The sequence below is a fragment of the Enterobacter sp. V87_3 genome, assembly GCF_029967835.1.
GTDB lineage: Bacteria > Pseudomonadota > Gammaproteobacteria > Enterobacterales > Enterobacteriaceae > Enterobacter > Enterobacter cancerogenus.
On the sequence record NZ_JASCAM010000023.1, the window covers coordinates 41,807 to 66,824 of the forward strand.

The window sequence follows — 25,018 nt, forward strand, 5'->3', positions numbered from 1 at the left end:
GCAAACGCTGCGCCTTCCGCCCGTTATATCCCATGTTTATAGTTTCGTCATCAAAACCTGACTGCAGGAGTAAACACCATGATGCTCTTTTTACATCAGCCCGGCGATGAGGGGCTTCCAGGTCACGCGCGCGCGCGAGTGATGGCCGCCGTTATGACGACGACGCTAATGGGCGTATTTGATGGCACCATGATCAACATTGCGCTGCCCTCAATGGCGAACGCGCTGCACGTCTCCGCCAGCGTCGCCGTCTGGTTCGCCAACGCTTATCTGCTGGCGGCCGCGATGATGCTTGCCATCTTTGCGGCGCTCGCGACTCGCGTGGGATTTCGGCCCGTGTTTCTGTCCGGCCTTGCAGCATTTACGCTGGCTTCGCTAGGCTGTGCGCTGGCAAGTTCTGCGGACCTGCTGATTGGCATGCGGGTGATACAGGGGATTGCCGGTGCCGCCACGTTAAGCATCGCCCCGGCGATCCTGCGCTCCGTCTTTCCGGGACGACTGCTGGGGCGCGTGCTCGGCCTGCACGCCCTGCTCATCGCCTCAAGTACCGCCATCGCGCCCGTGCTCGGCGGTGTGATACTGCACGCCCTGAGCTGGCAATGGCTGTTCGCGATCAACGTTATTCCGGGCACCGTCGCGCTGTGGCTGGCCTGCAACGCGTTGCCACGCCCGAAAGCTGTCGATAAAACGCCGTTTGACGTGCCCGGTGCCCTGCTCTCGGCAATGTTTTTAGGTGCCACGGTGATGACGGCCAACAGTTTTTCCGGCTTACAGGGCATCAACACGGATGTTTTGAGTTGGGCAAGCGTCGCCCTCGTAAGCGCCGTAGCGTTTACCCGGCACAGCCGTCGCACACGGGATCCGCTGTTGCCGCCGGTAATCTTCCAGAACGCACGCTTTACGTTGGCCGCCCTGACCTCTTTGGCCTCTTTTGTCAGTCAGGGGGCAACCTTTATTGCGCTGCCGTTCCTCTTTCAAAACATCTATGGCTTTAGTCCCGTTGTCGCGGCGCTGCTGTTCACTCCATGGCCGATAGGGATCGTCTTGATCGCACCCCATGCGGGCCGCTGGGCAGATACTTTCTCTGCGCCGGTGATATCGACCCTGGGTCTGATGATTTTTGTGGTGGGATTAGTCCTGCTGGCCATGCTGCCCGCCTCTCCCTCGACGTGGGATATCTGCCTGCGTAACCTGGTGTGCGGTATAGGCTTTGGCTGTTTCCAGAGCCCTAACAACCGGGAGATGCTCTCGAATGTAGCCCGGGAATATGCCAGCTATGCATCCGGGGTATTAGCCATCGTCAGGACCTTTGGGCAGTGTCTTGGGGCCGCCGCGGCTGGCGTGGTGTTGGCGATGATAACAACCGCCTCCCGGCCAGGGCTGGATGTCCAGGCGGTTCATCTGTCGCTGTGGATTGCCGTTGCGGCATCAGCAGCCTCGGTCGCGTTTAGCCTGAGCAGGCTGCGCAAACCCGTGCGGGCGGGTGCATCGGAACAGGAGCAGCGGTGAGGCTGCTCCCTTCTCACCTTACTCCAGTGCCAGGAGAGCAAAGCTGGCAAGCCAGTGCCCGCCGCTATAATGGCTCCCCACTACATGCTCAACGCTGGCGGACAGATGCTGTTCAACCGCCTTGCTTAGCGCCGGTTGCGCTACATGGTTTTCCGGCAGCGCGTTGGCGATATGCTTCATGCACCAGGCGCGGCTGAGGTTTAGCCCGTCGAGGTGAGCAATTTTCGGATCGGTACGGTCGCTGACCTGTGCCGGTTCCATGAGCGCCGTAATCGATCCGACGTTCGGCAGGAATGTGTCGAACCAGGCCGGGAAGTGTTCAGTCACTTTGCTCATCAGCAGCGCTTCGGTGAGCGCACCGGAAATATACTCATCACCGCCCGGCTCGTAATCTGCCGGATAGTGCGTGTCGCGGGCGTAGAAACGGTTTGCCGCCGCCAGGATAGATTCTTCCAGCGCGCTATCCTGCACCGCGCGGGCATAATCCAGCGCCAGCGCCAGGGCGAATGCCGTGTTGTAGTGCGTCCCGACGCGAATCGGGTACGTTAACTTGCTGAGGTAATCCACCAGCCTGTCGCGAATATCCTGAGTTAACGGCTCAAGGGTTTGATACCAGCGTTGCGCCTGTGGCAATGCGGAGTGTTTCAGTTCCTGAGCCAGCGCCAGTAGCCAGCCGTAGCCGTAAGGGCGCTCAAAGGAGGCGCGGAACGGTGCGTTGAAATAAGCCAGCTCCTGCGCCACGTTCTCAGCTGTAATGTGTTCTTCAAACAGCGCGACGATCGCCTCCCGGCACGGCAGATCCGGATAAAGACGAACGCAGCGCAGCAGCAGCCAGTAACCGTGTACTGCCGAATGCCAGTCGAAACAGCCGTAAAAGACAGGGTGCAGCACGCGAGGCGGTAATACATCCCCGTCATCATTAAGCAGGTGCATAATGTGGTTCGGGTATTCCTGGCGCAAATAGGTTAAAGGCATACGGGCAAAAGCGTCCGCCTGATGTTGCGTTAATTCCATAACAGCTCCTTAGCGAAACACGAGGAAATACATTAAGAACACGTTCACCACCAGCAGGGTTAACGCGGTCGGGATCTGGATCTTAATGACCTGATATTTGTCCTTCAGCTCCAGCAGCGCGGCAGGAACGATATTGAAGTTCGCGGCCATCGGCGTCATCAGGGTGCCGCAGTAACCGGCGTACATCCCGATAGCCAGCAGCGGTGCCGGGTTGCCATGATGAACGTTAATCAGGAAAGGCAAGGCGATCCCGGCGCTCAGCACCGGGAAGGCCGCAAACGCGTTACCCATAATCATGGTGAATAACGCCATGCCGATGCAGTAGATAACCACCAGCATGAAGCGGTTATCCGGATCGACAAACAGGCTGACAACCTTCTGTACCGACTCCCCGGTATCCGCAACCACAAACACCCCACCCAGCATGGCCAGCATTTGCGGCAGGATCACCGCCCAGCCGATGGTATCCACCAGGCGACGTGACTGACGGATAGCGTGCAGCGGCGTCCCCTTAGTCAGCCACCAGCCCGTCAGGATCGCCGCAACGCACGCGACGCACAGCGCGGCCAGCGTAAGCTGTTTCTGATCGAGAAGATAAACGCCGCCAATAGACACGCCTTTAAGGAACAGCGTCCCGATAACCGTCACCACGGGGATCATCAGCGCAGGCAGGAACAGCCAGTTTTTCAGCCGGTTCGAGGAGGCAACGCGCTCCTCATCGGTCGACATTTTATAGTGTCCTTTGCCAACCAGCCCAAAGCCGGCCAGCAGGGCGATAACGATAACGCCGCCGCCAATGATCCGGTACGCCAGGGATTTACCCAGCTCCTGCACCATCAGATCGCCAAACAGGAAAATCCCGCCGAACAGGAACCAGAACAGCGCCGTGGTAAAGCGTTTAGGGTTGGCGCGATCCCGCAGGGTCATAATGACCAGCAGCATAACGACAAAACCAATCAGGTAGTAAACGCGGTTAATGGTGATTAACGTCATCATGGTGCGATCTCCTGCGTACCCTGCTCTGCTCGCCAGGCCATGACGTCGCGACGGATGCTGGCATCCAGGCGCAGCAGACGCGTCATATGAATGATCAGCGCCGCAATGGCGGTGGGAATGGCCCACAGGCCGATGTGCAGCGGCTCGATCCCTTCAATGCCGTTCTCTTTCAGGAACGCGTCAATCAGCAGCACCGCCCCGAAAGCAATAAAGATATCTTCACCAAAGAAGACGGCAATATTGTCGCATGCAGCGGCATGGGCTTTGATTTTGTCGCGAATATGCTGCGGGAGTTCGCCGTATTCATTAAGCGCAGCCCCTTCCGCCATGGGTGCCAGCAGCGGACGCACGGTCTGTGCATGACCGCCAAGGGACATCAGCCCCAGGGCCGCCGTACCTTCACGCGCCACAAAGTAGAGCATCAGAATACGCGCCGAGGTCGCGCTGGCAATTTTTGCGACCCAGGCCTGGGCCCGCTCTTTCAGCCCGTAATACTCCAGAAGACCAATCACAGGCAGGATCAGAATGAAGGTGGCGAGCGAACGGCTGTTAACGAACTTCTCGCCAAAGGTCTCCAGCAGCATGCCGAGATCCATGCCGACCAGCAAACCCGTCGCCAGCCCTGCGACCACGACAACCAGCAGCGGGTTGAAGCGCAGTGCAAAACCAATAACCACCACCGGTATCCCGATAAGCGGCAACAGTGTAGAACCGTCCATAAACGTTTACCCTATCCAAAGTGAGCGTTGCGCGCCGGCGGCGATTTTTTTAATACTTCGCATCAGGGCGAAGTGGCTGCTTTGCGGCGAGCGATGTTGTGTTTTGCGTCAGGCTCCACAGAACCTGGACTAAAAAGCTATATCTGAAGCGCAAAAACATGTAAACAATTTATCAATAAAATGTTCTTATTTTATCGATGAGTTTACATTTCCGGGCGGATTATACGCGCCCATAAGGATCGTTATGACCGCAAAAAAAAGTGCGACCTCCGCGAACAGCGATGACATTACCGATGGCCGTATCGTGTCTTCCCGCCATCTGGTTTCTGAGCGCTGCGCGGAGCTGTCGGAGCTGGAATACGCGCTGATCATGACCAGCAACGCGTTTAACAAATGGATGGTGCGCTGTATGACCGCAGCCGGAGAGCCGGATATGGGGGCCTTTGACGTGTCGCTTCTGCATCACGTCAATCACCGTGACCGTAAAAAGAAGCTGGCCGATATCTGCTTCGTGCTGAACGTGGAAGATACCCATGTCGTGACCTATGCCCTGAAGAAGCTGGTCAAAGCGGGCTATGTCACCAGTGAGAAAGCCGGCAAAGAGCTTTATTTTTCGACGACAGAAGAAGGTAAGGCGCTGTGCATGAAGTATCGCGATGTGCGGGAAGCCTGCCTGATCAACATTCAGGCGGAAAGCGGTATTGCGGGGGCGTCTATCGGGGAGACCGCGCAGCTGCTGCGCACGATCTCCTCGTTGTATGACACCGCCGCCCGGGCGGCGGCATCACTGTGACTCAGGGACGTCTGAACAGGGTGATACTGCGTCCCGGCAATTCATAATCAACGGCCGTGGTAAAGACCTCCCCGGTGGTCACGTCTTCAGCCGTTGATAATTCCAGGACCCAACCCCCTGTACCAAACTGCGGGATCTGGAACGGCACGACGCCCTCGAAAGGATTAAAGAGCATCAGGATATCGTGCCAGATGCCCTCCTCCTGCTGAAGGTCGGGCCGGCTGATCGCCACCCCCAGCGTGGCCCCTTCGTCCCACTGCTCTGACTGCTGCGGCCCGCCGCCGGCGTTGAACCAGCGGATCTCCAGCCCGTCGCGCCAGCTCTCGCGGCGCAGCAGGGGTTGCGTCGCCCGAAGCGCGATCAACCTTTGGGTAAATTCGCGCAGCGCAACGTCGTTTTCAGACATGCCGTTCCAGTCAATCCATGAGATCTCGCTGTCCTGGCAGTAGCCGTTATTGTTGCCTTTCTGGGTGCGCCCGAACTCATCGCCCGCCAGCAGCATCGGCGTGCCGTGAGAAAACATCAGCGTGGTAAGGAAATTGCGTTTCTGCCGCTCGCGGGTTGCGATAATGTTCGGATCTTCGGTTGGTCCTTCCTCGCCATAATTACAGGAGCGGTTATCGTTATGGCCGTCGTTGTTCTCTTCCCCGTTATCGGCGTTATGTTTCTCGTTAAACGAAACCAGATCGTTTAGCGTGAAGCCATCATGGGCGGTGATGAAGTTGACGCTCGCCCACGGGCGACGCCCGCGCAGATCGTACAGGTCACCGGAGCCGAGCAGCCGCGCGGCAAAATCGGTCGAGACATTATCCCCCTTCCAGTATTCGCGAACGGTATCGCGATACTTATCGTTCCACTCGCCCCAGCCAGGCGGGAAGCCTCCCACCTGATAGCCGCCCGGGCCGATATCCCAGGGTTCGCCAATCAGTTTCAGCCGGGATAACACAGGGTCCTGCGACATCGCATCAAAAAAGCCGCCGCGCGGATCAAATCCTTCCGGTTCACGCCCCAGAATGGTGCCGAGGTCAAAGCGGAAACCGTCTATATGCATTGATTCTGCCCAGTAGCGCAGGGAATCCATCACCATCTGCAGCACGCGTGGATGTGATGTATTTACCGTATTTCCGGTGCCGGTGTCGTTAATGTAATAGCGATGCTGATCCGGTAACGTGCGGTAATAGCAGAAGTTGTCGATGCCTTTGAACGACAGCGTTGGCCCCAGCTCATTGCCCTCTGCGGTGTGGTTATAGACCACATCGAGGATCACTTCGATGCCCGCGTCGTGGTACGCGCGCACCATATCCCGGAATCCCTGAATCCCCGCCGGGCCGTAATAACGCGACGCCGGGGCAAAAAATCCCAGCGAGTTATACCCCCAGAAGTTCTTCAGACCCCGGTCAAGCAGGTGCTGATCGTCCGGGAACCAGTGAACCGGCAGCAGCTCCACCGAGGTGATGCCCAGACTTTTAATGTAATCAACCGAGGCTTTATGCCCCATACCCTCAAAGGTGCCGCGCAGCTCGGGCGGAATCGCCGGGTTTAGCTGCGTAAAGCCCTTAACGTGGCTCTCATAGACCACGGTATTGGGCCACGGAATGTCTGGCCGGTTGTTATCCTGCCAGTCAAAGGCATTAGGATCGATGACCTTACATTTTGGCGTAAACGGAGCGCTGTCACGGGTGTCAAAGCTCAGGTCTTTCTCTTCGTGACCCAACTCGTAGCCAAAATGGGCGTCGTTCCAGTCGATGTTCCCGACCAGTTCGCGGGCATAAGGATCGACAAGCAGTTTGTGCGGATTAAAGCGATGGCCATTCTCCGGATCGTAAGGCCCGTAAACGCGATAGCCATAAAGCGCACCCGGCTGCAGGTCGGGCACATAGCCATGCCAGACTTCGTGGGTATACTCCGGCATCTCCAGCCGGGCGATTTCCGTTTTACCGGAAGGATCGAACAGGCACAGTTCCACCCGCTCCGCATGGGCGGAGAAGAGCGCGAAGTTCACCCCACTGCCATCATAATTAGCGCCCAGTTGCTGGCCATGACCAGACCGAATTTCAAACTTACTGTCCTTAGGCATTTTTATTTCTCCACGATTATTCGCAGGTAAGCAGTACCACTAAACATCCTGTTTCTGATGTCAAATCCAGAGTGTCTTGCAGAAGGCGGCTTTCGCCGGTAAACAGATCCCGGTAACGCTTTCCGGCCAGCTCGGCTGGCAGGGCTACCGTCGTGTTGGTCCACAGTTTTTCATTTGTGGTGACGTTAAAGACCAGACGCGGCACGGCAACAATCAGCGCCTCGCCATCCTTAACGCGGGCATAGGCAATCAGGTTCTCTTCGCGCTCGCCGGTCACCTTGAGCGGCAGCCAGTCGCCGTAGCGGAACAGCGCTGAATAGTGCGGTCTGAGGCGCAGCAGCGTGGCGGTGACATACTGCTTCACGCGGCCATCTCGCCAGCACTGCTCATGGTCAAATACGCTTGCATCCAGGGTGCTGAGATCCTGTACCAGCGTCGCGAAGTCCGGCTCGCGTCGGTTATCCGGGTCGACAAGGCTGAAGTTAAGCGCCTCGCTGCCCTGGTAGATATCGGGTACGCCTGGTGCGGTCAGTTTGATCGCCGTCTGGCTCAGGCTGTTCATCAGGCCTGCGCGAATAAACGGCTGCAGGCTTTCACTGAAATCATGCAGGAACACAGTGTTATCCGGCGAGAGGAGATGCCGGACGTAATCCATCACCACGTTCTCATAGCTCTCGTTGCTGTCGATCCAGTCGGTGCGCTGTTTGGCCTCGCGCAGCGCTTTTTCGATAAAGCCCAGGAAGCGCGTTTCGAGCGATTTAAGGCCGTCGTGGTCATCCGGAGAGAGCGTGGCGGGCCACACCCCCGCCAGCGCCTGATAGATCATCCAGGTATCCGCGGCGTTCGGCGCGGTGCCGTCATTGAGGAAACGCACCTGGGTCTGGTTCATCTTTCGCCAGCGCGCCAGGTTTTCTCCCCACTGTTCCGGCGCTTCGGTCAGGGTGTAAAGACGCGCCCGCGTATCTTCCCCACGCTTGGTATCGTGGGTTGAGGTGCCAAGCAGCGCATCGGGCTGACGGGCCAGACGGATGCGCATTTCCTGATGAAAACGCGATATCGAGAAAGCGCGAGGCGTGGGATCGGCCCCCACCTCGTTCAGGGCAAGCTCCAGGTTGTTCCTGAAGAACAGCGTGTCTTCGACGGATTTCGCCATCAGCGGGCCGGTCAGCTGCTGGAAACGGGTTCTGAACAGCGTGGCGGCATCGCGGTCGCGCTCCGGGAGGTCGCCGGTAAGAATGTGCACAATCAGACTCAGCGCAGGTTCCGAAGTGTTAACGCTGGCAACCACGCGATTAAGCAGCACGACATCGCTCGGCGTTAAGCCCTCTGCGGTGCCGTAGGTACGGTAGACAGGAAACGCGATCAGCAGCTCGCGCAGCGCATGGCGGATCTCCTCAACCGGGATCTCCGCGCCGTTGTGCTGTGCAAGCTCCGTTGCGATGGTAAGCAGCGTGGTGAATTCGCCTTCGAAATTGCGATCGGTCATCAGACCTTTGGCATCCCGCAATTCTGCGTGTCGATCAACCGTCGTACCCAGCGTCTCATCGTGAATTTTCTCCAGCCGCTCAAGGCTGTTGTCATCCACCAGCACCTCCGCCAGCGAGGCGATAAACTCGTACCCGGTGGTGCCCGATACCGGCCAGTCAGCGGGCAGTTGTTCACCTTTCGCCAGTATTTTCTCCACCGTGATATAGCAGTCTGGCCCGGTCGCCTCACGCAGACGGTTGAGATACCCCAGCGGGTCTGCAAGACCGTCGATATGGTCAATGCGCAGGCCATCAACGATACCGGCGTGAACCAGCTCAAGGATCAGACGATGCGTGTCGTCAAACACTGCGTCATCTTCCACCCTGACACCCACCAGCCCCGTTATCTCAAAGAAGCGTCGCCATGAGAGCTGTTTGGGTGCCTCGCGCCAGGACATCAGTTGCCAGCTCTGCGCCTCGTGCAGCTCTGCAATGCTCTTATCTTCAGAGAAGGTGCCGGGGTTAAGCGGATACACCGCATCATAATACACCAGCGACGCCTTATCGGTGACACTGTCACGCTGTAAGGTAATGGCACCCTTCTCCAGTTCGGCCTCAAAGGTGTCGCCCAGGAACGGCAGCGTGAGCGGGCGCGACCAGTCGATATCAAAGTAGTGCGCATAGCGGCTCTGGCTGCCATGTTCGATCACGTCTCGCCACCAGAGGTTTTCCAGCGAGGTCGACATGTGGTTGGGGACGATATCAAGAATCAGCCCCATGCCCGCCTGTTTCAGCGCGGCCGCCATGCGGTCAAAGCCTTCTCGTCCGCCAATGGCCGGATCGATCTCGTTGGGATCGGTCACGTCATAGCCGTGCGTCGAGCCGGACGTCGCCGTAAATATCGGTGAGGCGTACAGGTGGCTAATGCCGAGGTCTTTAAAATAGGGCACCAGTTCGACAACGCGATCGAAGGTCATGCCATTGCGAAACTGAATACGGTACGTGGCGGCAGGGATCATAACGATGCTTCTCCTTCAGCAAAGCGGACAACGGCGCTGTACGGGGGCAACGCGTCGCCCGGTTCAGGCCAGGCAAACAGCGTTTCGCCGGGAAGATCGGGCAATGCAGCGGACGTCTCTGCAATATTCAGCGCCAGAGAAAGCGTCCCGGACGGGAAGCGCCAGCTTACCGCCACCATGCCGGGTGCCGTCTGCACCACGGTGCCCTCAACGGTACCGCCCTGGCGAAGTAACGGCACGATATGAGCATGGCGCAGGGTAAGCAGGTGGCGCGTAAAGCGTAGCCACGTCTTGCCCTCATCCGTCGCCACGTTATTCCAGTTGATTTTTGAGCGCATAAAGGTGTTCAGATCGTTCGGATCCGGGACGGTCTCATCATGTCCCGAGTGGCCAGAAAACTCTTTGGCGCGCCCTTCCCGCACGGCTTTCGCCAGGTCGCCATGGAAGTCGGTGAAAAACAAAAACGGATGGGTTTCGCCAAACTCTTCGCCCATAAACAGCAGCGGAATATGCGGTGAAAGCAACAGCGCGGCCAGCAGAACGCGGGTTTTTTCCGGCCCTGCCAGGGTGATAAGCCGCTCTCCCTGTGCGCGGTTGCCGGTTTGATCGTGGTTTTGAATAAAATCGACGAAGAACTGCGGCGGCTGGCTGCGGCAATCTACGCCGCGCGGTTCGCCGGTCTGGAGAGATACCTCGCCCTGGTAGACAAACCCTTCCGCCAGCGCGCGGGCGAATTTTTCCTCAGGCCGATCCGCAAAGTCCTGATAGTAGGCATGCGTTTCGCCGGTCGCAAAAACGTGGGCGGCATTGTGAAAATCATCGTTCCACTCGGCGGTAAAGCGTGGCGTTTCGCCTTGCGCATCCCGGGGATGCAGAAAAATCACGTTGCGGCTGTCTTCGGTGGTGAGATGAATATGCCGGTCAGGAATCACCTCCCGAATGCGGTCGGCAATCTCTTCCAGTACAGGGGTTTCAGACGGGTCGTGGATCTGGTCAATGGCATCAAAGCGTAAACCGTCCAGATGATATTCAGTCAGCCAGTAAAGCGGTGCGTCGACAATGTATCGCCTGACCGCCTCGGTCTGGTAGGCAATACCGTTGCCCCACGGCGTCATGCGCTCCGGGTCGAAAAAGGCAGGCGACAGCAAAGGCAGGTAGTTACCTTCGGGGCCGAAGTGGTTAAGGACGATATCCAGCACTACCGACAACCCCAGCCCGTGCGCGGCATCGATAAAGGCGTGGAAATCTTCCGGCGTGCCGTAGGCCGAGTGCGGCGCATACAGTAATACGCCGTCGTATCCCCAGCCGCGCGCACCGCCAAACTGCGAGACGGGCATCACTTCAAGCTGCGTAACACCCAGTTCCACCAGGTAAGGCAGCTTATCAATCGCTGCAAGGAACGTGCCCTGCGGGGTGAAGGTGCCGATATGAAGTTCGTAAATCACCGTCTCTTCCCACGGGCGTCCTTTCCAGTCAGGGTGAGCGTGAGGATAACGCCCCGAATCGATGACAATGGAAGGTCCGTTAACATCCCCTTTCTGGGCTCGCGAAGCGGGATCGGGAATAGCTAAGCCGTCCTGCAAAACAAACTGATACTCTGTCCCGTGCTTCACATCCGGTACGTCGACCTGGAACCAGCCATGCCCTGTCGCCACCATGGGAATATCGGTTTCCGTAAGACGCAGCGTGAGATCCTGTTGTCCTTCAGCCCAGACGCGAAAACGTACGACGTCAGAGGAGATGAACTCAGCGCCCCAGCGTGTGTGAAATGTCCTGAATTCCATTTATTGTCCTCGATTGACCCTAATTTACGCCCAACGAAGTACAAGCTTAGTTCAGGAATGGAAGAGTGTTACGGCGGGCGTACGTTAACCGCCCAAACTGCGGGGTTTAGGCTTTTTGGCGAGGGAATATAGATTTATCTGATTTTCCGCGTTTTGCCCGTCCAGGTCGCATTTCCGGCTACGCTTGAAATTCATCACTAAGGAGGCCGATATGACGACAGGAACTAACCCCACTTTGCATTACCCTCGCCCGCCATTTGTGGAACAGCCACAGCAGGCCCCCGGACTGGCATCAGAAATGAAGCCTATTCCGGATCATGGTGAAACCAGCTATATCGGTTCAGGCAAACTGGAAGGGAAAAAAGCCCTCATCACCGGCGGTGACTCTGGTATCGGGCGCGCGGTGGCCATCGCTTATGCGCGTGAAGGTGCTGACGTCGCGATTGGCTACCTTCCTGAGGAAGAGTCCGACGCAGCGTCGGTGATTGCCCTGATTCAGGCAGAGGGTCGTAAAGCCGTCGCCATTCCGGGCGATATTCGCGTTGAGTCGTTCTGCGATACGCTGGTTGAAAAGGCCGTGGCGGAGCTGGGCGGGCTGGATATTCTGGTTAATAACGCAGGCCGTCAGCAGTACTGTGAATCGATTGAAGATCTCACCACCGCCGATTTTGATGCGACGTTCAAGACTAACGTTTACGCGCCGTTCTGGATCACCAAAGCCGCGCTGCGTCATCTAAAAGAGGGGGCGGTTATCATCAATACCTCTTCCGTTCAGGCCTTCAAACCGAGTGAGATTCTGGTGGATTATGCCCAGACCAAAGCCTGCAACGTGGCGTTTACTAAGTCTCTCGCTAAGCAGCTTGGGCCGCGCGGTATTCGGGTAAACGCCGTGGCGCCGGGTCCGTACTGGACGCCCCTGCAGTCGAGCGGCGGCCAGCCTCAGTCGAAGGTTCAGTCTTTCGGCAAAGACACGCCGCTGGGGAGACCGGGCCAGCCTGTTGAAATCGCCCCGCTGTATGTCCTTTTTGCCTCGGATACCTGCTCCTATGCCTCTGGCCAGGTCTGGTGTTCGGACGGCGGCACGGGCGTAGCGTAATTACGCCTGAGCAAGCGTGGTTAAGAATTTCTTCAGCACTTCAGAGCGAATGAAACGGTGACAAATCAGCGTCAGTTCGCTCTCTTTAATGCGATCGAGGATATCGATATAGACCACGTTTTCAACGCGTAACGTCCTGGCTGACGCGGGGAGCAAGGCGATACCAAACCCCGCGGACACAAGGCTCACCACGGTAGGCACATCGCTCGCCTGTTGAACCACGCTGGGTTGGATCCCTGCTCCGGCACAGACATCATTGAAATACTGCTCCAGCCCCATGCCCTGCGGATCGCGCAGGGCAATCCATTTCTCCCCTTTAAGCGATGCCAGCGTCAGCGCAGCGGACGTTGCCAGCGGATGTTCGCTGTACAACGCCAGAATGCTTTTCTCCCCGGCAAAATAAATGCTCTGCAAATCGTCAGGAAGCGCGGGCAGCGGCGCGCGGACAATCGCCACGTCCAGATCGTTACGCTGAATTGAGGCATAAAGGTTCTGCACATTTCCGGTCGTCATGGAAAGCGTGACGTTAGGCCACCGCGCATGAAAATGACGAAGCACGGCAGGCAGTTTCGCCTCAAACATCGCGCTGGAGACGCACCCCAGGTTCAGTATGCCCTGCTCGCCTCTGGCGGTTTGCCTGGCATCCAGAATGGCCTGCTCTGTCATGGCGATGGCCAGCCTGGCTTTGGTCAGAAAGGCCTCCCCTGCGGGCGTAAGCGTCAGCCGCCGGTTCGCCCGGCTAAAGAGCGTGACGCCCAGCTGCGTCTCAAGGGACTTAATCTGCTGGCTGAGCGCCGGTTGCGCCATGTTCAGGCGTTCTGCGGCCCGGTGCATGTGCAGCTCTTCAGCCACCGTAATGAAATGACGCATCAAACGAAACTGCATAAAGCCACTCCGCAAACCAATCGATATTAAATTTCATATCAAAATAGCAGTAATGATGCAATTGATAGAGATTATTAATCCCCTGACAATGGAGGCATTCACACAAGGGAGGACAGTATGGAAAAGCCAGTCAACGATCTCAGAAGCGCCATCGCATTACTGCAACGCCACGAGGGGCAATATATTGAAACCAACCATCCGGTCGACCCCAACGCCGAGCTGGCGGGCGTCTATCGCCACGTTGGCGCAGGCGGCACGGTAAAACGCCCTACGCGCATTGGCCCGGCAATGATGTTCAATAGCATCAAGGGCTACCCGGATTCCCGCATTCTGGTGGGGATGCATGCCAGCCGGGAAAGAGCGGCGCTGCTGTTAGGGTGCGAACCCTCCGAACTGGCGAAACACGTAGGCCAGGCGGTAAAAAAACCGATTGCCCCGGTAGTCGTCCCGGCAGCCCAGGCACCGTGTCAGGAGCAGGTATTTTACGCTGACGATCCTGATTTCGATCTCCGCAAGCTGCTGCCTGCGCCCACTAACACGCCGATTGATGCCGGTCCGTTTTTCTGCCTTGGGCTGGTGCTGGCAAGCGATCCGGAAGACGCTTCGCTGACCGACGTGACCATTCACCGTCTTTGCGTGCAGGAGCGCGATGAACTTTCCATGTTCCTTGCCGCCGGGCGACACATCGAGGTCTTTCGTCAGAAAGCCGAAGCGGCCGGTAAGCCGTTGCCGGTCACCATCAATATGGGGCTGGATCCGGCTATCTATATTGGCGCGTGCTTTGAGGCACCGACCACGCCGTTTGGCTATAACGAGCTGGGCGTGGCGGGCGCGTTACGTCAACATCCGGTTGAGCTGGTCCAGGGCGTGTCCGTCAATGCAAAAGCCATTGCTCGCGCCGAGATCATCATTGAAGGCGAACTGTTGCCGGGCGTGCGCGTCAGGGAAGATCAGCATACTAATACCGGCCATGCGATGCCGGAATTCCCCGGCTACTGCGGTGAAGCGAACCCCTCCCTGCCGGTCATCAAGGTTAAAGCAGTGACCATGCGCCATCAGGCCATCCTGCAAACGCTGGTCGGCCCCGGGGAGGAACATACCACGCTTGCCGGCCTGCCTACCGAGGCCAGCATCCGTAACGCCGTGGAAGAGGCTATTCCGGGCTTTCTGCAAAACGTCTATGCACACACCGCGGGCGGCGGGAAATTCCTCGGTATTTTACAGGTGAAAAAACGTCAGCCCTCGGACGAGGGGCGTCAGGGTCAGGCGGCGCTGATCGCGTTAGCCACCTACTCTGAGCTTAAAAACATTATTCTCGTGGATGAGGACGTGGATATTTTCGACAGCGATGACATCCTGTGGGCCATGACGACCCGGATGCAGGGCGACGTCAGCATCACCCATCTGCCCGGCATTCGCGGACATCAGTTGGATCCGTCTCAGGCCCCCGACTACAGCACCTCGATCCGTGGCAACGGCATTACCTGCAAGACGATATTTGACTGCACGGTCCCCTGGGCGCTGAAATCCCGGTTCGAGCGTGCACCGTTTATGGAGGTTGACCCGCGCCCGTGGGCGCCCAATCTGTTTAAATCCTGACAGCCCTCTTTCTTCACCCCCTCGGGGGTGAAGAAACGCACGCGAAAATTGCTGCTTTCCCGCCTTTCTTGTACCCTTCTCTTCGTTGCTTTCCCCCACACTTTTTAAGACATCCGGACGCGCTATGACTGCACACGTTTCGAAAGACCCTCTCCACGGCGTAACCCTGGAAATGCAGGTAACCGCGCTGGTTGCGCGCTACGGCTGGAGCGAATTAGGCAATCGAATCAAAATTAACTGTTTCAGAAAAGATCCCAGCGTCAAATCGAGCTTAAAATTCCTGAGGCGTACCCCGTGGGCGCGCGCCGAAGTGGAAGCGCTGTATCTGGACTCACTCAATGACGATGACGTTGAACCACAGCCTGAGCCAGCCTTTAATCCCTGGGCCAACAGCCGGATCACGAAGAGCTAATACATCCATGACACAACATGTAAAACGGATTGGTGCGCTGGTGGGTTGTGCACTTTTACTTGTTAGTTGCGCCTCAAAACCACCGAAATCGCTGGTTACCCCACTGCCGTCGGCGAATAAACCGACGCCCCGGACTCATGAACCGATGCGCGGGATCTGGCTGGCGACGGTCTCCCGACTTGACTGGCCGCCGGTATCGTCGGTTAACACCCTCAATGCCGATCAGCGCGTTGCACAGCAAAAACGGGCGCTGACGGATAAGCTGGACAAGCTCCACACCCTCGGCATTAACACCGTCTTTTTCCAGGTGAAGCCCGACAGCACCGCGCTCTGGTCATCTAAAATCCTGCCATGGTCAGACACCCTGACAGGGAAAATTGGCGAATACCCCGGCTACGATCCACTGCAGTTTATGCTGGACGAAGCCCATAAGCGCGGTATGAAAGTTCACGCCTGGTTCAATCCCTACCGGGTATCCACCAATATAAAACCGTCAACCGTTGCTGAACTCAACCGCACCGCATCGCTGCACCCTTCCAGCGTCTACGTGCAGCACCCCGAGTGGGTACGCGTTTCCGGCGACCGCTTCGTGCTCGACCCCGGCATTCCTGAGGTCAGGGACTGGATAACCCAGGTGGTGTCCGAGGTGGTCGCGCACTATGCCATCGACGGCGTGCAGTTTGATGATTACTTTTATACCGAAACGCCCGGCTCAACCCTGAATGACGCGCAGACTTACCGGCAATATGGTCAGGGATTCAGTTCGAAAGCCGACTGGCGTCGTCACAACACCCATCAGCTTATCGTTCAGGTCTCCAGAGCCATTAAGCAGCTTAAGCCGGACGTTGAGTTTGGCGTAAGCCCGGCAGGCGTGTGGCGCAACCGTTCGTACGACCCGGCCGGGTCCGACACGCGCGGTGCGGCGGCTTATGATGAGTCCTACGCTGACACGCGTCAGTGGGTGCAGCAGGGGCTGCTGGACTACATTGCGCCGCAGATCTACTGGCCATTCTCGCGGGATGCGGCGCGCTATGACGTGCTGACAAAATGGTGGGCCGACGTCGTAAAACCGACCCATACTCGCCTGTATATCGGCATTGCGTTCTATAAGGTGGGCGCGCCATCCAAAAAAGAGCCAGACTGGACGGTGAATGGCGGCGTGCCGGAGCTGAAAAAACAGCTCGATTTGAACGATTCGCTGCCTAACGTCAACGGCACCATTCTGTTCCGCGAAGACTATCTCAATCAGCCCCAGACGCAGGACGCGGTGACGTACCTCAGGGGCCGCTGGGGACGTTAAGACAAAAAATTAAGCCAAATAGGCAGGCAGAAACGTCCTGTTTCTGCCTGATTTGATTAGGGTTTAGGCCCGAACATCGCCTCCAGCTGTTTCTCGTCCGGCATTCCTACCACCTGCTGTAGCTCGTTATCGGCGTTGAGATAATAAATCGCGGGCGTGGCATTCGCCCCGAGGCTGTCCATTAACTGCTGATGCTGCTGTAACAGCGCAACGGTCTCACGCGACGCCTTACCCTCGTTTTTCGGTAATTTTTTGCCACCGGAAAGCTCATACTCTTTCCAGGCGTTGACCGGATCCCTGGCATTGAGGATCAGGGACGCGTTACGCCCGCTTTGAGGGTTGAGAAACGCAACCAGCAGCGTATTCAGCTGAACCTTGTCCGCCTTCACCCACGGCTGCGCGGCAGACCAGAAGGCTTTGCAGTACGGACAGAACGGATCGGCGAACACGAATACTTTGCGCGGCGCGGTATCCGCCCCCTCTTTCAACGGCTGCGCGGCGTTCAGCTTCTTCCACATCTCCCGGCCCAGCGGAGCGTAGATCTCCTTCTGGAAATAGTCCTCGCTGAGGTTTTTGCCCTTCTCATCATACAGATAACCGGAAATCACGTGCCTGCCGTCGGGCGTTAAAAAGAGTGTCACGCCCATATCCTGATATTGTCCAAGCCAGGCCGGTGCCCCGCCGGGGGCATCGATTTTCTTGATGATCGTAATGTTTTGCTGCTCGCTGAAGTGCTTAACCACCTCCGGCACGGCCTCAGCGGCCTGCGTCAGGCCGGATGCCATCAGCAGTGAAAGTAACAGTCGTTTTTTCATTTTCCTCTCCGGAGTGCGTCGCTGACGATTTCATCGAATTGTTCATAGGGAACCCAGCCGGGCAACAGGACATCACCGATGAGCGTTGCGGGCGTGCCCTGAATACCGAGTTTTTCCGCGATCAACAGGCTGCGTTTGATCGTAATCAGGCTTTCGTCATCCGGGGCCGTGATGTTGACCCCCGCCCGTTTCTGGGCCTCCTGAATACTGGCGTCGTCGTGGTAACCCTTTTTCGCCATCAGAGTATCGTTAAATTTCATAAATTGCCCGGGATGGCTGCGCCAGAGGGTTAAGGCGTCACGAGCCGCCGTAACGGAACTCTCAGCGCGGTATGGCAGAAACTTATACACCACTGCCACCTCCGGATGTTTTTCTACAATCTTTTCCAGATAAGGATCGAATTTTTTGCAGTAGGGGCAGTTGTAGTCGGTGAACACCACCAGCGTCAGCTGGGGTTTTGTAGCCCCGATGCGCGGGGAATTCGGATCGTTAAACAAGAAGTCAAAGACAATCTTCTGCGCGCGCTGCTCCTGCGCCTGCTCCGGCGTAAGCGCATCTGCGGCCATCGCCTGAACGGCGGTAAAAAGCAGCAGCAGTGTAATCACTAATTTTTTCATCATGTTAACCTTTGGCGTTATTCAGCGTGGCGATCAGGGAGCGTTTGTCGAGCAGCGGCGAGAGGATCACGCCGTCGGGCTTGCCGGGGCCAGAAACCTCGTTGAACGGGATGGCGTAGCGGTTTCGTCTGGCGAGGAAATCGGCAATCAGCGGCGAAGGCTTGCTCCAGTCACCGCGCAGGGCCACCACGTCCGGCTCACTCAGGGCGGCAATCACCTCAGGCTGGTTTAACACCCGATGTTCGTTAACCTTGCAGGTCACGCACCAGTCAGCGGAAATATCCACGAACACGCGTTTCCCCTGCGCCAGCGCGCGCTGAATAGCCTCCTCGGTTAAGGGTTGCCACGGGATCGCTGCTCTGCTGGCCTCGCTCCGGGAAGCAGGCTCCGCGAGCACCAGCCCACGCAACTGGTAGCCGCCAAAGACTGCCAGCGACATCACCACCAACCAGAAGATCGGCGCGTTTTTTTGCCCAATTCGGGCGTAAATCACGATCGCCACCACGATCATGACAAGCATGATGACGTGGCTTATAACGTTACCCAAATGCTGCTGGAGCAACGTCGCCAGCCAGAGACTGGACGCCAGCATCATCGCCCCGAGAATGATCTTGAGCGTATTCATCCAGCGTCCCGGATGTGGCAGCAGCATGGCGGTTTTCGGGATCAGCGCGACAAACAGCCAGGGCAAGCTCATCCCCACGCCAAGCATCAGGAAGATCAGCCACAGCGTCGGCAAGGGTGACGCCAGCGCAAAGGCCACGGCGGTCCCCAGGAATGGCGCGGAGCACGGCGTGGCGAGCAGCGTGGCGAACATGCCCTCATAAAAACTGCCCGTTAAGCCTGAGCCACCTGCCGTTGCCAGCCGACCGGCTGCGGCAGAAGGCAGCAGCATTTCAAACGCGCCAAACAAATTCATCGCAAAAATGAATGTCACCGCGACCATCAGACCGATAAACCAGGGATTCTGGAACTGAATGCCCCATCCGAGCGAAGCGCCGGTCAGCTTCAGGGCCGTCACCATCGCGGCCAGCAACGCAAAGGAGGTCAGAATACCGGCGGTCGTCGCCAGGAAACGTACCCTGATCTTGCGCCTGTCGGATCCAGCGTGCAGCACGCTGCTCAGCTTCATTCCCATAACCGGCAGTACGCAGGGCATCAGGTTCAGGATCACCCCGCCGAGCAGTGCAAAAGCCAGCATGCTGAAGAGGTTCGTTGAACGCCCCTGAGCGGCGGGTTCCGCGCCCACGGTCATCACGGTTTCCTGAGCCTTGTCGCCGTTGGTCAGCACAAACGACAGTTTTTTTCCTTCAAGCGTAGCGGGCTTATCTCCCCACTCATCGGTCACCGGCACCGTGACGCGCAGCTGATTGCCGGTGTGCTTAATCACCGGCTCGCCGGGCAGGATATCGCCCTCCAGCGGGTCAAAGTAGATCCCAGGATTATGCCACTCGCCGTCCGTCGTGCCCGTCACCACCAGTTTGTCGCCGGATAGCCAGGCCTCGAGATGGGAAGAAACGCCCGAGTCCCCCGGTATGGCACGCATGGCATCGTCAAAAGCGTCCTGGAACCCCGCATCAACGGGCGCGTTGAAATCCAGGTGCAGCTTGTAGTCCGTCAGCAGACAGACATTGCTACAGGTAGAGAGCGTCAGCGTGCCATCCAGCGTATCGCTGTTCAGGCCGGTCAGGGTCATCGGGATGACGACCTTATCGTGGAAACCCTGGGTGGTCAGGCCCGAGATGTCAAAGCGCGAGGGAACGGGCCAATGCCAGGTGTCCTGGACGCCTTTCGGCCAGTTAATTTGTGGGGCAACGCCGCCCTCGCCCGGCGAACGCCAGTAGGTTTTCCAGCCGGGCTGCAGCTCGACGGTAAGTAATGCCACTGTGTCGTGCTGGCGCTTTTCCGCCTGGACGCGAACCCGGGCGTGATCGTTTTGTGGGGAGGTTAACCAGCCTGTGTCTGCCGCATGTGCGATGCCAATGCAGGACAGCAACAGGAGGATAAAGCCCCTGAAGACGTTAAACATGTTTTACTCCGTGATTAGTGAAAATTATCGTGTGGTAACGATGTTTTCACTCACGGAAGACGCAGTTTTTGAGGTGTATTCGGGGAGGCGGGGCCTGAACAGGCTGTTCCCGGTAAACCCACGCGCGCGCCTGGGTAACCAGGTGCAGCAGCGCGAAGAAGATCACGATGGCGGGCAGCGCGCCGTCGAAGAACAACGGCTGGGCGCACAGCAGGGAGTGCGCGCCAAGCTGACACGGTGATGGGCCAGACTGCTCTGAGTCGGAGGTGTGATCCGCCCCGTCAGTCATCAGTACCGTTTGCGCCTGCTTTTCCAGCCCCTGCAAAAAATGGTTGAGATAGACCGCCCGCTGAACCAGGCAAAGCGCCATCGCCAGACAGGTGATTATCAAAAGCCATTTACCGAGAAGCGGACGGTTGCGCATAAGTTTCCATAATGATTGAACGCTTGGATCATAAACGATAGCGATGAATCTACAAGCCCCGGCGTGTAAGGTTTTGTCTGGCGACGCGTTTATGTACGCGTCAGCGCATCATATGCGGCCAGTGAATGTCCCCTACGCCGTTCAGCTGAGGGCGGGCAAACAAGAACCCCTGGAAACGGCGAATGCCCGCCGATTCGAGCCAGCACCACTCTTCCAGCTTCTCGATGCCTTCCGCCACCAGGGTGATTTCCAGATCGGTGCAGCAACTGACAATCGATTTCACGATGGCCTGCTTCGGGCCGCTAAGGTGGATATCGCTGACAATCTCACGGTCGATCTTGATTTTATCCGGCTGGAATTTCGTCAGCAGTGACAGTCCGGCATACCCGGAGCCAAAATCATCAATTGCCAGACCAATGCCCTCCGCCCGGAGTTGCTTGATGGCGCTGTTGAACTGGTTGAAACCGGAAATGATCTCATTTTCCGTCACCTCAATCACCACCTGCTCCGGCTGAAGCCCGTGGATCTTAATTTGATCCACCAGAAATTCGACCGCACCGGGCACTTTGACGAGTGACATGGGCAGCAGATTCACGGCGATTTTATGCCCGCCTATTCCCAGCTTTTCCGCCAGCGCAAATGCGTAAGCTTTTGTCTGGAGGTCAACTTCGTAGATTTTTTCCGGATCGAGCGCCTGAAAGAAATGTTCCGGGCTGCCGCCGTCATTGCCGCGTATCAGGGCCTCGAGGGAGCTGATTTTACCTTCCGCAGGCTCCACGATCGGCTGGAGAGCAAACTGGCAGGACTGATCGGCCAGCAGGCCCACGCCGGTGGCAAACGGGGCGCGCTCACGGGACAGCGTCCATTGACTGGCATCAAAGGTCGTGCCGGGATTTGCTGGCCCTTTTCGATTGATAAACGACTGGATAAACTTGAAAACCCGATCGTCGGAGGCGAGATAGCTTTCCAGCTTGCTGTAATGCAGCACCGACTGGAGAATGTCCTTCGGAGATTTAACCTGCAAATCAAACAGCAACATGCCGACATGCTCAAACCGCCTGCGCGGACCATAGTCACGCATCAGTTCAACAACATCGCGGTGGCGTTTGTCCTCCCGAATCTTCAGGAAAAGCTTAACGACGCTCTCTTCCTTTCCTTCGAGGATTTGCAGAATTTCATGCCCATTGGAGAGCAAAATGCCGGTGATGTTCAGACCCGTATTGCGGATCTTAGCCCGCTCAACCAGCGCACCCAGCTGAGCGGCATCACAGGATGAATGTAACCGGCTTCGATAAATGAGTGTAGTCAGCACAGCAACGGGTTCCAAAGTTAAAAACGCTGAAAGCGAAGGTTCAGCATACTGCAAGCGGCTGAACTAATATATATACATAAGTCATACCAATGTTTAACGACTTTTCACCGGCTCGCTCAGCGTATCAATGCGCCCCTGCATATAGCTGTAGAACGGATTAGAGGTGACGCGCATCAGCGCCTCTTTACCCACGCTCAGTACCGAGGTTTCGCCCCACAGCGCAATGGTCCCGAGGCTGATGCCATAGCGGTTCTTCACCTCAGGCTGACGGCCATAGAGATCGTCATCCGGCGGGAACGGCACCGCCACGTGCGACAGCGAGTAGACGTCCTGCGGGTAAGGCAGCGACAGCGCCACGGACGTTTCAGCCGTACGGCCTGCTGGCGTGGTTTTCGCCACGGTATTGAAACTGTGCGGGCCGTCATTCGTGATAACCGTGACAGTGTAACGCCTTACTGCCGGAGGCAGCAGTTCAGAGACGGCAGTCCAGGACGAGGGTCTGAACAACGGACGGAAGCTCGCGGCCTGGTTGATGTCAAACATCACCAGCTCGCTGCCGTTAGCCGGAAGCCGATCGAACAATTTGGTGACCACGGCGCGGGTGCTAACCGTGGAATCCATTACCGACTGAAATGCCAGCACGGGCGGCAGTGCGTCAAGCCTGTTCTCTTTGCTGTCGCGGGTCAGCTGCTGCTGCAGAGCCTGGGTCAGCAGCCAGGACTGACGCGCGGCGTTAACCGGAAACGAGTTGTATTTATAAGGATTATATTCCGGCGAAATGTTAAGCCAGGCCGCCTTGGCAAAGGCGGGGAGCATTGCCGGTAGCCCGGCTAACCCGGCAAATCGGGCAAACGCGGTCACGCCAATCATCGGCGACAGCAGGACCAGTTGCTGGGGTTTACGAAGCTGCGGGTTGTCCAGCGCGTCGAGGGCGTATTTCATCGCCAGCGCCCCGCCGTTGGAATAGCCCACCAGATGCAGCGGAACATCGCCACCAAGACGGGTAGCCTCACGCACGGCAAGGCGGGTGGCGGCCAGCCACATCTCCCAGTCCACATTCGTCAGCGCGCCGGGGGCCGTGCCGTGACCGGGCAGACGCGGCACCACCGCCACAAAGCCGTGCTGCTGGTAGCGAATGGCCAGATGCCTGACGCTGTAGGGCGAGTCCGTCAGCCCGTGCAACAGCACGACGGCCCCGCGAGGCTTCCCGGCAGGCATCAGAACCATGGAACGGTTGGCATCAGGGGTGAACTGCCCGGGCCAGACAAGGCTCTGGCGGGCGTAGCGGTTAAGCGGCGTGCGCTCTGTCGCGTCGGTCTTCGACGTCACCTCAGCATCCAGGCTGGCGAAAATGGCCTTTTCGCGGGTGAGGTACTGCGCAAATGTGGCCTTATCCATCTCAGGGGCTGACAGCTCATCGGCGCGCCAGGTATGCCAGAGATGCAGCGCCGGGCCTTGCTGCGAGAGGTAAACCCGCACCGCGAGGAGCACAATCAGCACGATCCCCAGCACCATTGCCACTTTTTTTGCAAGAACGATCAGACGCACGCTGACACGCCAGGGCAAATTCGCCATGCCGATATCCCTTTGATAATCACAGTTTTACTATCTTAACAAAAAAGCGAAACGTCTGGAGTATTGATGAGGTGTATGAAAGGCGGATGAGAGACAGGAAAAAGCCGGGCATCGCCCGGCTCTGACTTAGTTCAGCGTGTAATCAAGGGTGATTTCCGCTTTCAGCACCTGCGATACCGGGCAGCCGGCTTTGGCTTTCTGAATGATGCCGTCAAACTGCTGAGGATCGATGCCAGGCACCGTGACTTTGCTTTTCAGCGCGATTTTGCTGATTGCAAAACCACTGTCGGTCTTGTCGAGCGACACGTCCGCCGTGGTGTCAATGGAATCCGCCGTGTAGCCGCTTTCGCCCAGCATCAGCGACAGCGCCATGGAGAAACAGGCCGCGTGTGCCGCGCCAATCAGCTCTTCCGGGTTAGTGCCCTTTTCCCCTTCGAAACGGGTATTAAAGCCGTAAGGTTGCTGGTTAAGGACGCCGCTCTCTGTGGAAACCGTCCCTTTGCCGCGCTTAATGTCGCCAGACCAGTGTGCTGAACCGTGCTTATGAATCGTCATTCTTGCTCTCCTTTTGGCTTACAAAGAGATAAGTATAGGACGCTACGCGTTTTCTGCAGGAAAGACAGACGAGTCTGACAAGGGTGCCAGATATGCCGCCAGCGCATCGAGGAACACCCGCTGCGCGGCGGGCTGGTAGTCACGCGACTGATAAATACCGAAAATCCCGATCGCTTTGGGCGTGTAGGCGCTCAGCACTGGCACCAGTTGCCCCGTCTGTAAGGCATCTCGCGCCTCACGCTCCGGCAGCATCGCAATGCCGCAGTGGTTAATGGCCGCCTCCATCAGCAGCGACGAAATGCTGGCACTCAGATTGCCGCTTACCGCTGTAGAAACCAGCTCCCCCAGTGGGCTGACAAAGCGCCACGACTGCCCGGCGAAAAAGCTGTAGTGCAGGCAGTTGTGCTGCATCAATTCCTCAAGCTGTTGCGGCGTACCCGCCTCTGCGAGATAACGTGGAGAGGCGCAGAGTACCGAATCGCACTCCCCCAGCCGGCGGGCGATCATGCCTGGCTCAGGATTATCGGTGATGCGGATCGCCACATCGATACGCTCGCCCACCAGGCTTACCGGATGGTTGTTGACGTCCAGCTCAATACGCAGCTGGGGATAACGCGCAAGCAGCCCGGGTAGCACCGGCGAAATGATTTGCATGGCGGTAAAATGCGCGCAGGCCACCCGCAGCGTGCCCGCGGGGGAGTCTTTCGCAGACTGATCCTCAATCTCCTGGGAAATTTGCGAGAGCGTGCGGGTTTTTTGCAGCACTTTTTCACCCGCCGCCGTCAGCGTCAGTTTGCGGGTTGAACGGTTAACCAGCCGTGTTCCCGCCCATTTTTCCATCTGCTCCAGATAACGGCTCACCATCGGACGGGAGATCCCCAGCGCCCGTGCCGCCGCGCTCAGGCTCCCCAGTTCGCAAATGCGGTTATAGACCTGAGCGGCAATAACGCGATCCATCTTATGCTCCATCTGCTCGATTTATGAAACTAAGCATGTCTTGTTTCAGGAATTCTGGCAAATGG

At 57.5% G+C, this 25,018-nt stretch carries 21 protein-coding genes; 6 read left to right on the forward strand and 15 right to left on the reverse strand.

The window, feature by feature from the left end; all coding sequences use genetic code 11:
- The first annotated feature begins 78 nt into the window (after nucleotides 1–78).
- Nucleotides 79–1,509 (forward strand): MFS transporter, encoded by a 1,431-nt coding sequence (locus QLG21_RS11220; RefSeq protein ID WP_282484416.1) that lies wholly within the window; start codon nucleotides 79–81, stop codon nucleotides 1,507–1,509.
- A gap of 18 nt (nucleotides 1,510–1,527) precedes the next feature.
- Here QLG21_RS11220 and QLG21_RS11225 read toward each other — a convergent pair whose 3' ends face one another.
- From QLG21_RS11225 to QLG21_RS11235, 3 genes are read right to left on the reverse strand one after another with little or no spacing between them, the layout of a single operon-like run.
- The gene (locus tag QLG21_RS11225) at nucleotides 1,528–2,523 is read right to left on the reverse strand and encodes a DUF2891 domain-containing protein (RefSeq protein ID WP_282484417.1); all 996 of its coding nucleotides are present in this window, start codon (nucleotides 2,521–2,523) and stop codon (nucleotides 1,528–1,530) included.
- Nucleotides 2,524–2,532: 9 nt separating this feature from the next.
- Nucleotides 2,533–3,519, reverse strand: a complete 987-nt coding sequence (locus QLG21_RS11230) for a DUF979 domain-containing protein (RefSeq protein WP_006175307.1) — start codon at nucleotides 3,517–3,519, stop codon at nucleotides 2,533–2,535.
- On the reverse strand, nucleotides 3,516–4,238 hold the full coding sequence (locus QLG21_RS11235) for a DUF969 domain-containing protein (protein ID WP_006175309.1): 723 nt from the start codon (nucleotides 4,236–4,238) through the stop codon (nucleotides 3,516–3,518). The genes QLG21_RS11230 and QLG21_RS11235 overlap by 4 nt, the downstream gene beginning before the upstream one ends.
- Before the next feature lie 244 nt (nucleotides 4,239–4,482).
- Between QLG21_RS11235 and QLG21_RS11240 the strand changes: the two genes are divergently transcribed.
- Nucleotides 4,483–5,031, forward strand: a complete 549-nt coding sequence (locus tag QLG21_RS11240; RefSeq protein WP_006175310.1) for a winged helix DNA-binding protein — start codon at nucleotides 4,483–4,485, stop codon at nucleotides 5,029–5,031.
- A 1-nt stretch (nucleotide 5,032) separates the two neighbouring features.
- Here QLG21_RS11240 and glgX read toward each other — a convergent pair whose 3' ends face one another.
- From glgX to treZ, 3 genes are read right to left on the reverse strand one after another with little or no spacing between them, the layout of a single operon-like run.
- Nucleotides 5,033–7,108, reverse strand: coding sequence for a glycogen debranching protein GlgX (gene glgX, locus QLG21_RS11245; RefSeq protein WP_282484418.1), 2,076 nt, complete (start codon nucleotides 7,106–7,108; stop codon nucleotides 5,033–5,035).
- Between the two features lie 16 nt (nucleotides 7,109–7,124).
- On the reverse strand, nucleotides 7,125–9,593 hold the full coding sequence (gene treY, locus QLG21_RS11250) for a malto-oligosyltrehalose synthase (protein ID WP_282484419.1): 2,469 nt from the start codon (nucleotides 9,591–9,593) through the stop codon (nucleotides 7,125–7,127).
- Complete coding sequence (gene treZ, locus QLG21_RS11255) at nucleotides 9,590–11,377, reverse strand: malto-oligosyltrehalose trehalohydrolase (protein WP_282484420.1); 1,788 nt, start codon at nucleotides 11,375–11,377, stop codon at nucleotides 9,590–9,592. Before treZ ends, treY begins: the two co-directional genes overlap by 4 nt.
- Before the next feature lie 211 nt (nucleotides 11,378–11,588).
- On the opposite strand from treZ, the gene QLG21_RS11260 reads away from it, so the two are divergent.
- Nucleotides 11,589–12,473 carry an SDR family oxidoreductase gene (locus QLG21_RS11260; RefSeq protein WP_042319827.1) on the forward strand — a complete coding sequence of 295 codons (885 nt, stop codon included), beginning with the start codon at nucleotides 11,589–11,591 and terminating at the stop codon, nucleotides 12,471–12,473.
- On the opposite strand, the gene QLG21_RS11265 is transcribed toward QLG21_RS11260, so the two are convergent.
- Nucleotides 12,474–13,358, reverse strand: a complete 885-nt coding sequence (locus QLG21_RS11265) for a LysR substrate-binding domain-containing protein (protein ID WP_282484421.1) — start codon at nucleotides 13,356–13,358, stop codon at nucleotides 12,474–12,476. It abuts the gene before it with no gap.
- A gap of 117 nt (nucleotides 13,359–13,475) precedes the next feature.
- Between QLG21_RS11265 and QLG21_RS11270 the strand changes: the two genes are divergently transcribed.
- The 3 genes from QLG21_RS11270 (at nucleotide 13,476) to QLG21_RS11280 (ending at nucleotide 16,669) form a co-directional block, all read left to right on the forward strand.
- Nucleotides 13,476–14,957 carry a UbiD family decarboxylase gene (locus QLG21_RS11270; protein ID WP_282484422.1) on the forward strand — a complete coding sequence of 494 codons (1,482 nt, stop codon included), beginning with the start codon at nucleotides 13,476–13,478 and terminating at the stop codon, nucleotides 14,955–14,957.
- Nucleotides 14,958–15,081: 124 nt separating this feature from the next.
- Complete coding sequence (locus QLG21_RS11275) at nucleotides 15,082–15,369, forward strand: VF530 family protein (RefSeq protein WP_006175326.1); 288 nt, start codon at nucleotides 15,082–15,084, stop codon at nucleotides 15,367–15,369.
- A gap of 7 nt (nucleotides 15,370–15,376) precedes the next feature.
- Nucleotides 15,377–16,669 carry a glycoside hydrolase family 10 protein gene (locus tag QLG21_RS11280; RefSeq protein WP_282484423.1) on the forward strand — a complete coding sequence of 431 codons (1,293 nt, stop codon included), beginning with the start codon at nucleotides 15,377–15,379 and terminating at the stop codon, nucleotides 16,667–16,669.
- A 56-nt stretch (nucleotides 16,670–16,725) separates the two neighbouring features.
- On the opposite strand, the gene dsbG is transcribed toward QLG21_RS11280, so the two are convergent.
- From dsbG to QLG21_RS11320, 8 genes are all read right to left on the reverse strand, one after another.
- Nucleotides 16,726–17,484 (reverse strand): thiol:disulfide interchange protein DsbG, encoded by a 759-nt coding sequence (gene dsbG, locus QLG21_RS11285; protein ID WP_058608769.1) that lies wholly within the window; start codon nucleotides 17,482–17,484, stop codon nucleotides 16,726–16,728.
- Nucleotides 17,481–18,101: a DsbA family protein gene (locus tag QLG21_RS11290; RefSeq protein ID WP_282484540.1), complete on the reverse strand. Its 621-nt coding sequence runs from the start codon at nucleotides 18,099–18,101 to the stop codon at nucleotides 17,481–17,483. Before QLG21_RS11290 ends, dsbG begins: the two co-directional genes overlap by 4 nt.
- A 4-nt stretch (nucleotides 18,102–18,105) precedes the next feature.
- Nucleotides 18,106–20,130, reverse strand: coding sequence for a protein-disulfide reductase DsbD domain-containing protein (locus tag QLG21_RS11295; protein ID WP_282484424.1), 2,025 nt, complete (start codon nucleotides 20,128–20,130; stop codon nucleotides 18,106–18,108).
- 46 nt (nucleotides 20,131–20,176) lie between these two features.
- Nucleotides 20,177–20,554: a hypothetical protein gene (locus QLG21_RS11300; RefSeq protein WP_282484425.1), complete on the reverse strand. Its 378-nt coding sequence runs from the start codon at nucleotides 20,552–20,554 to the stop codon at nucleotides 20,177–20,179.
- A gap of 100 nt (nucleotides 20,555–20,654) precedes the next feature.
- Nucleotides 20,655–21,866: a diguanylate phosphodiesterase gene (locus tag QLG21_RS11305; RefSeq protein WP_282484426.1), complete on the reverse strand. Its 1,212-nt coding sequence runs from the start codon at nucleotides 21,864–21,866 to the stop codon at nucleotides 20,655–20,657.
- Between the two features lie 93 nt (nucleotides 21,867–21,959).
- Complete coding sequence (locus QLG21_RS11310) at nucleotides 21,960–23,441, reverse strand: alpha/beta hydrolase (protein WP_282484427.1); 1,482 nt, start codon at nucleotides 23,439–23,441, stop codon at nucleotides 21,960–21,962.
- 126 nt (nucleotides 23,442–23,567) lie between these two features.
- A complete protein-coding gene (locus tag QLG21_RS11315; RefSeq protein WP_006175342.1) occupies nucleotides 23,568–23,996 on the reverse strand; it encodes an OsmC family protein in 429 nt (142 codons plus the stop codon).
- Nucleotides 23,997–24,038: 42 nt separating this feature from the next.
- Nucleotides 24,039–24,953, reverse strand: a complete 915-nt coding sequence (locus QLG21_RS11320) for a LysR family transcriptional regulator (protein WP_282484428.1) — start codon at nucleotides 24,951–24,953, stop codon at nucleotides 24,039–24,041.
- Nucleotides 24,954–25,018 lie beyond the last annotated feature (65 nt).

Bases quoted from the DNA above. Each gene is read 5' to 3' on its own strand.
- QLG21_RS11220 (WP_282484416.1), top strand. From the start codon at position 79: ATGATGCTCTTTTTACATCAGCCCGGCGATGAGGGGCTTCCAGGTCAC.
- QLG21_RS11225 (WP_282484417.1), bottom strand. From the start codon at position 2,523: ATGGAATTAACGCAACATCAGGCGGACGCTTTTGCCCGTATGCCTTTA.
- QLG21_RS11230 (WP_006175307.1), bottom strand. From the start codon at position 3,519: ATGATGACGTTAATCACCATTAACCGCGTTTACTACCTGATTGGTTTT.
- QLG21_RS11235 (WP_006175309.1), bottom strand. From the start codon at position 4,238: ATGGACGGTTCTACACTGTTGCCGCTTATCGGGATACCGGTGGTGGTT.
- QLG21_RS11240 (WP_006175310.1), top strand. From the start codon at position 4,483: ATGACCGCAAAAAAAAGTGCGACCTCCGCGAACAGCGATGACATTACC.
- glgX (WP_282484418.1), bottom strand. From the start codon at position 7,108: ATGCCTAAGGACAGTAAGTTTGAAATTCGGTCTGGTCATGGCCAGCAA.
- treY (WP_282484419.1), bottom strand. From the start codon at position 9,593: ATGATCCCTGCCGCCACGTACCGTATTCAGTTTCGCAATGGCATGACC.
- treZ (WP_282484420.1), bottom strand. From the start codon at position 11,377: ATGGAATTCAGGACATTTCACACACGCTGGGGCGCTGAGTTCATCTCC.
- QLG21_RS11260 (WP_042319827.1), top strand. From the start codon at position 11,589: ATGACGACAGGAACTAACCCCACTTTGCATTACCCTCGCCCGCCATTT.
- QLG21_RS11265 (WP_282484421.1), bottom strand. From the start codon at position 13,358: ATGCAGTTTCGTTTGATGCGTCATTTCATTACGGTGGCTGAAGAGCTG.
- QLG21_RS11270 (WP_282484422.1), top strand. From the start codon at position 13,476: ATGGAAAAGCCAGTCAACGATCTCAGAAGCGCCATCGCATTACTGCAA.
- QLG21_RS11275 (WP_006175326.1), top strand. From the start codon at position 15,082: ATGACTGCACACGTTTCGAAAGACCCTCTCCACGGCGTAACCCTGGAA.
- QLG21_RS11280 (WP_282484423.1), top strand. From the start codon at position 15,377: ATGACACAACATGTAAAACGGATTGGTGCGCTGGTGGGTTGTGCACTT.
- dsbG (WP_058608769.1), bottom strand. From the start codon at position 17,484: ATGAAAAAACGACTGTTACTTTCACTGCTGATGGCATCCGGCCTGACG.
- QLG21_RS11290 (WP_282484540.1), bottom strand. From the start codon at position 18,101: ATGAAAAAATTAGTGATTACACTGCTGCTGCTTTTTACCGCCGTTCAG.
- QLG21_RS11295 (WP_282484424.1), bottom strand. From the start codon at position 20,130: ATGTTTAACGTCTTCAGGGGCTTTATCCTCCTGTTGCTGTCCTGCATT.
- QLG21_RS11300 (WP_282484425.1), bottom strand. From the start codon at position 20,554: ATGCGCAACCGTCCGCTTCTCGGTAAATGGCTTTTGATAATCACCTGT.
- QLG21_RS11310 (WP_282484427.1), bottom strand. From the start codon at position 23,441: ATGGCGAATTTGCCCTGGCGTGTCAGCGTGCGTCTGATCGTTCTTGCA.
- QLG21_RS11315 (WP_006175342.1), bottom strand. From the start codon at position 23,996: ATGACGATTCATAAGCACGGTTCAGCACACTGGTCTGGCGACATTAAG.
- QLG21_RS11320 (WP_282484428.1), bottom strand. From the start codon at position 24,953: ATGGATCGCGTTATTGCCGCTCAGGTCTATAACCGCATTTGCGAACTG.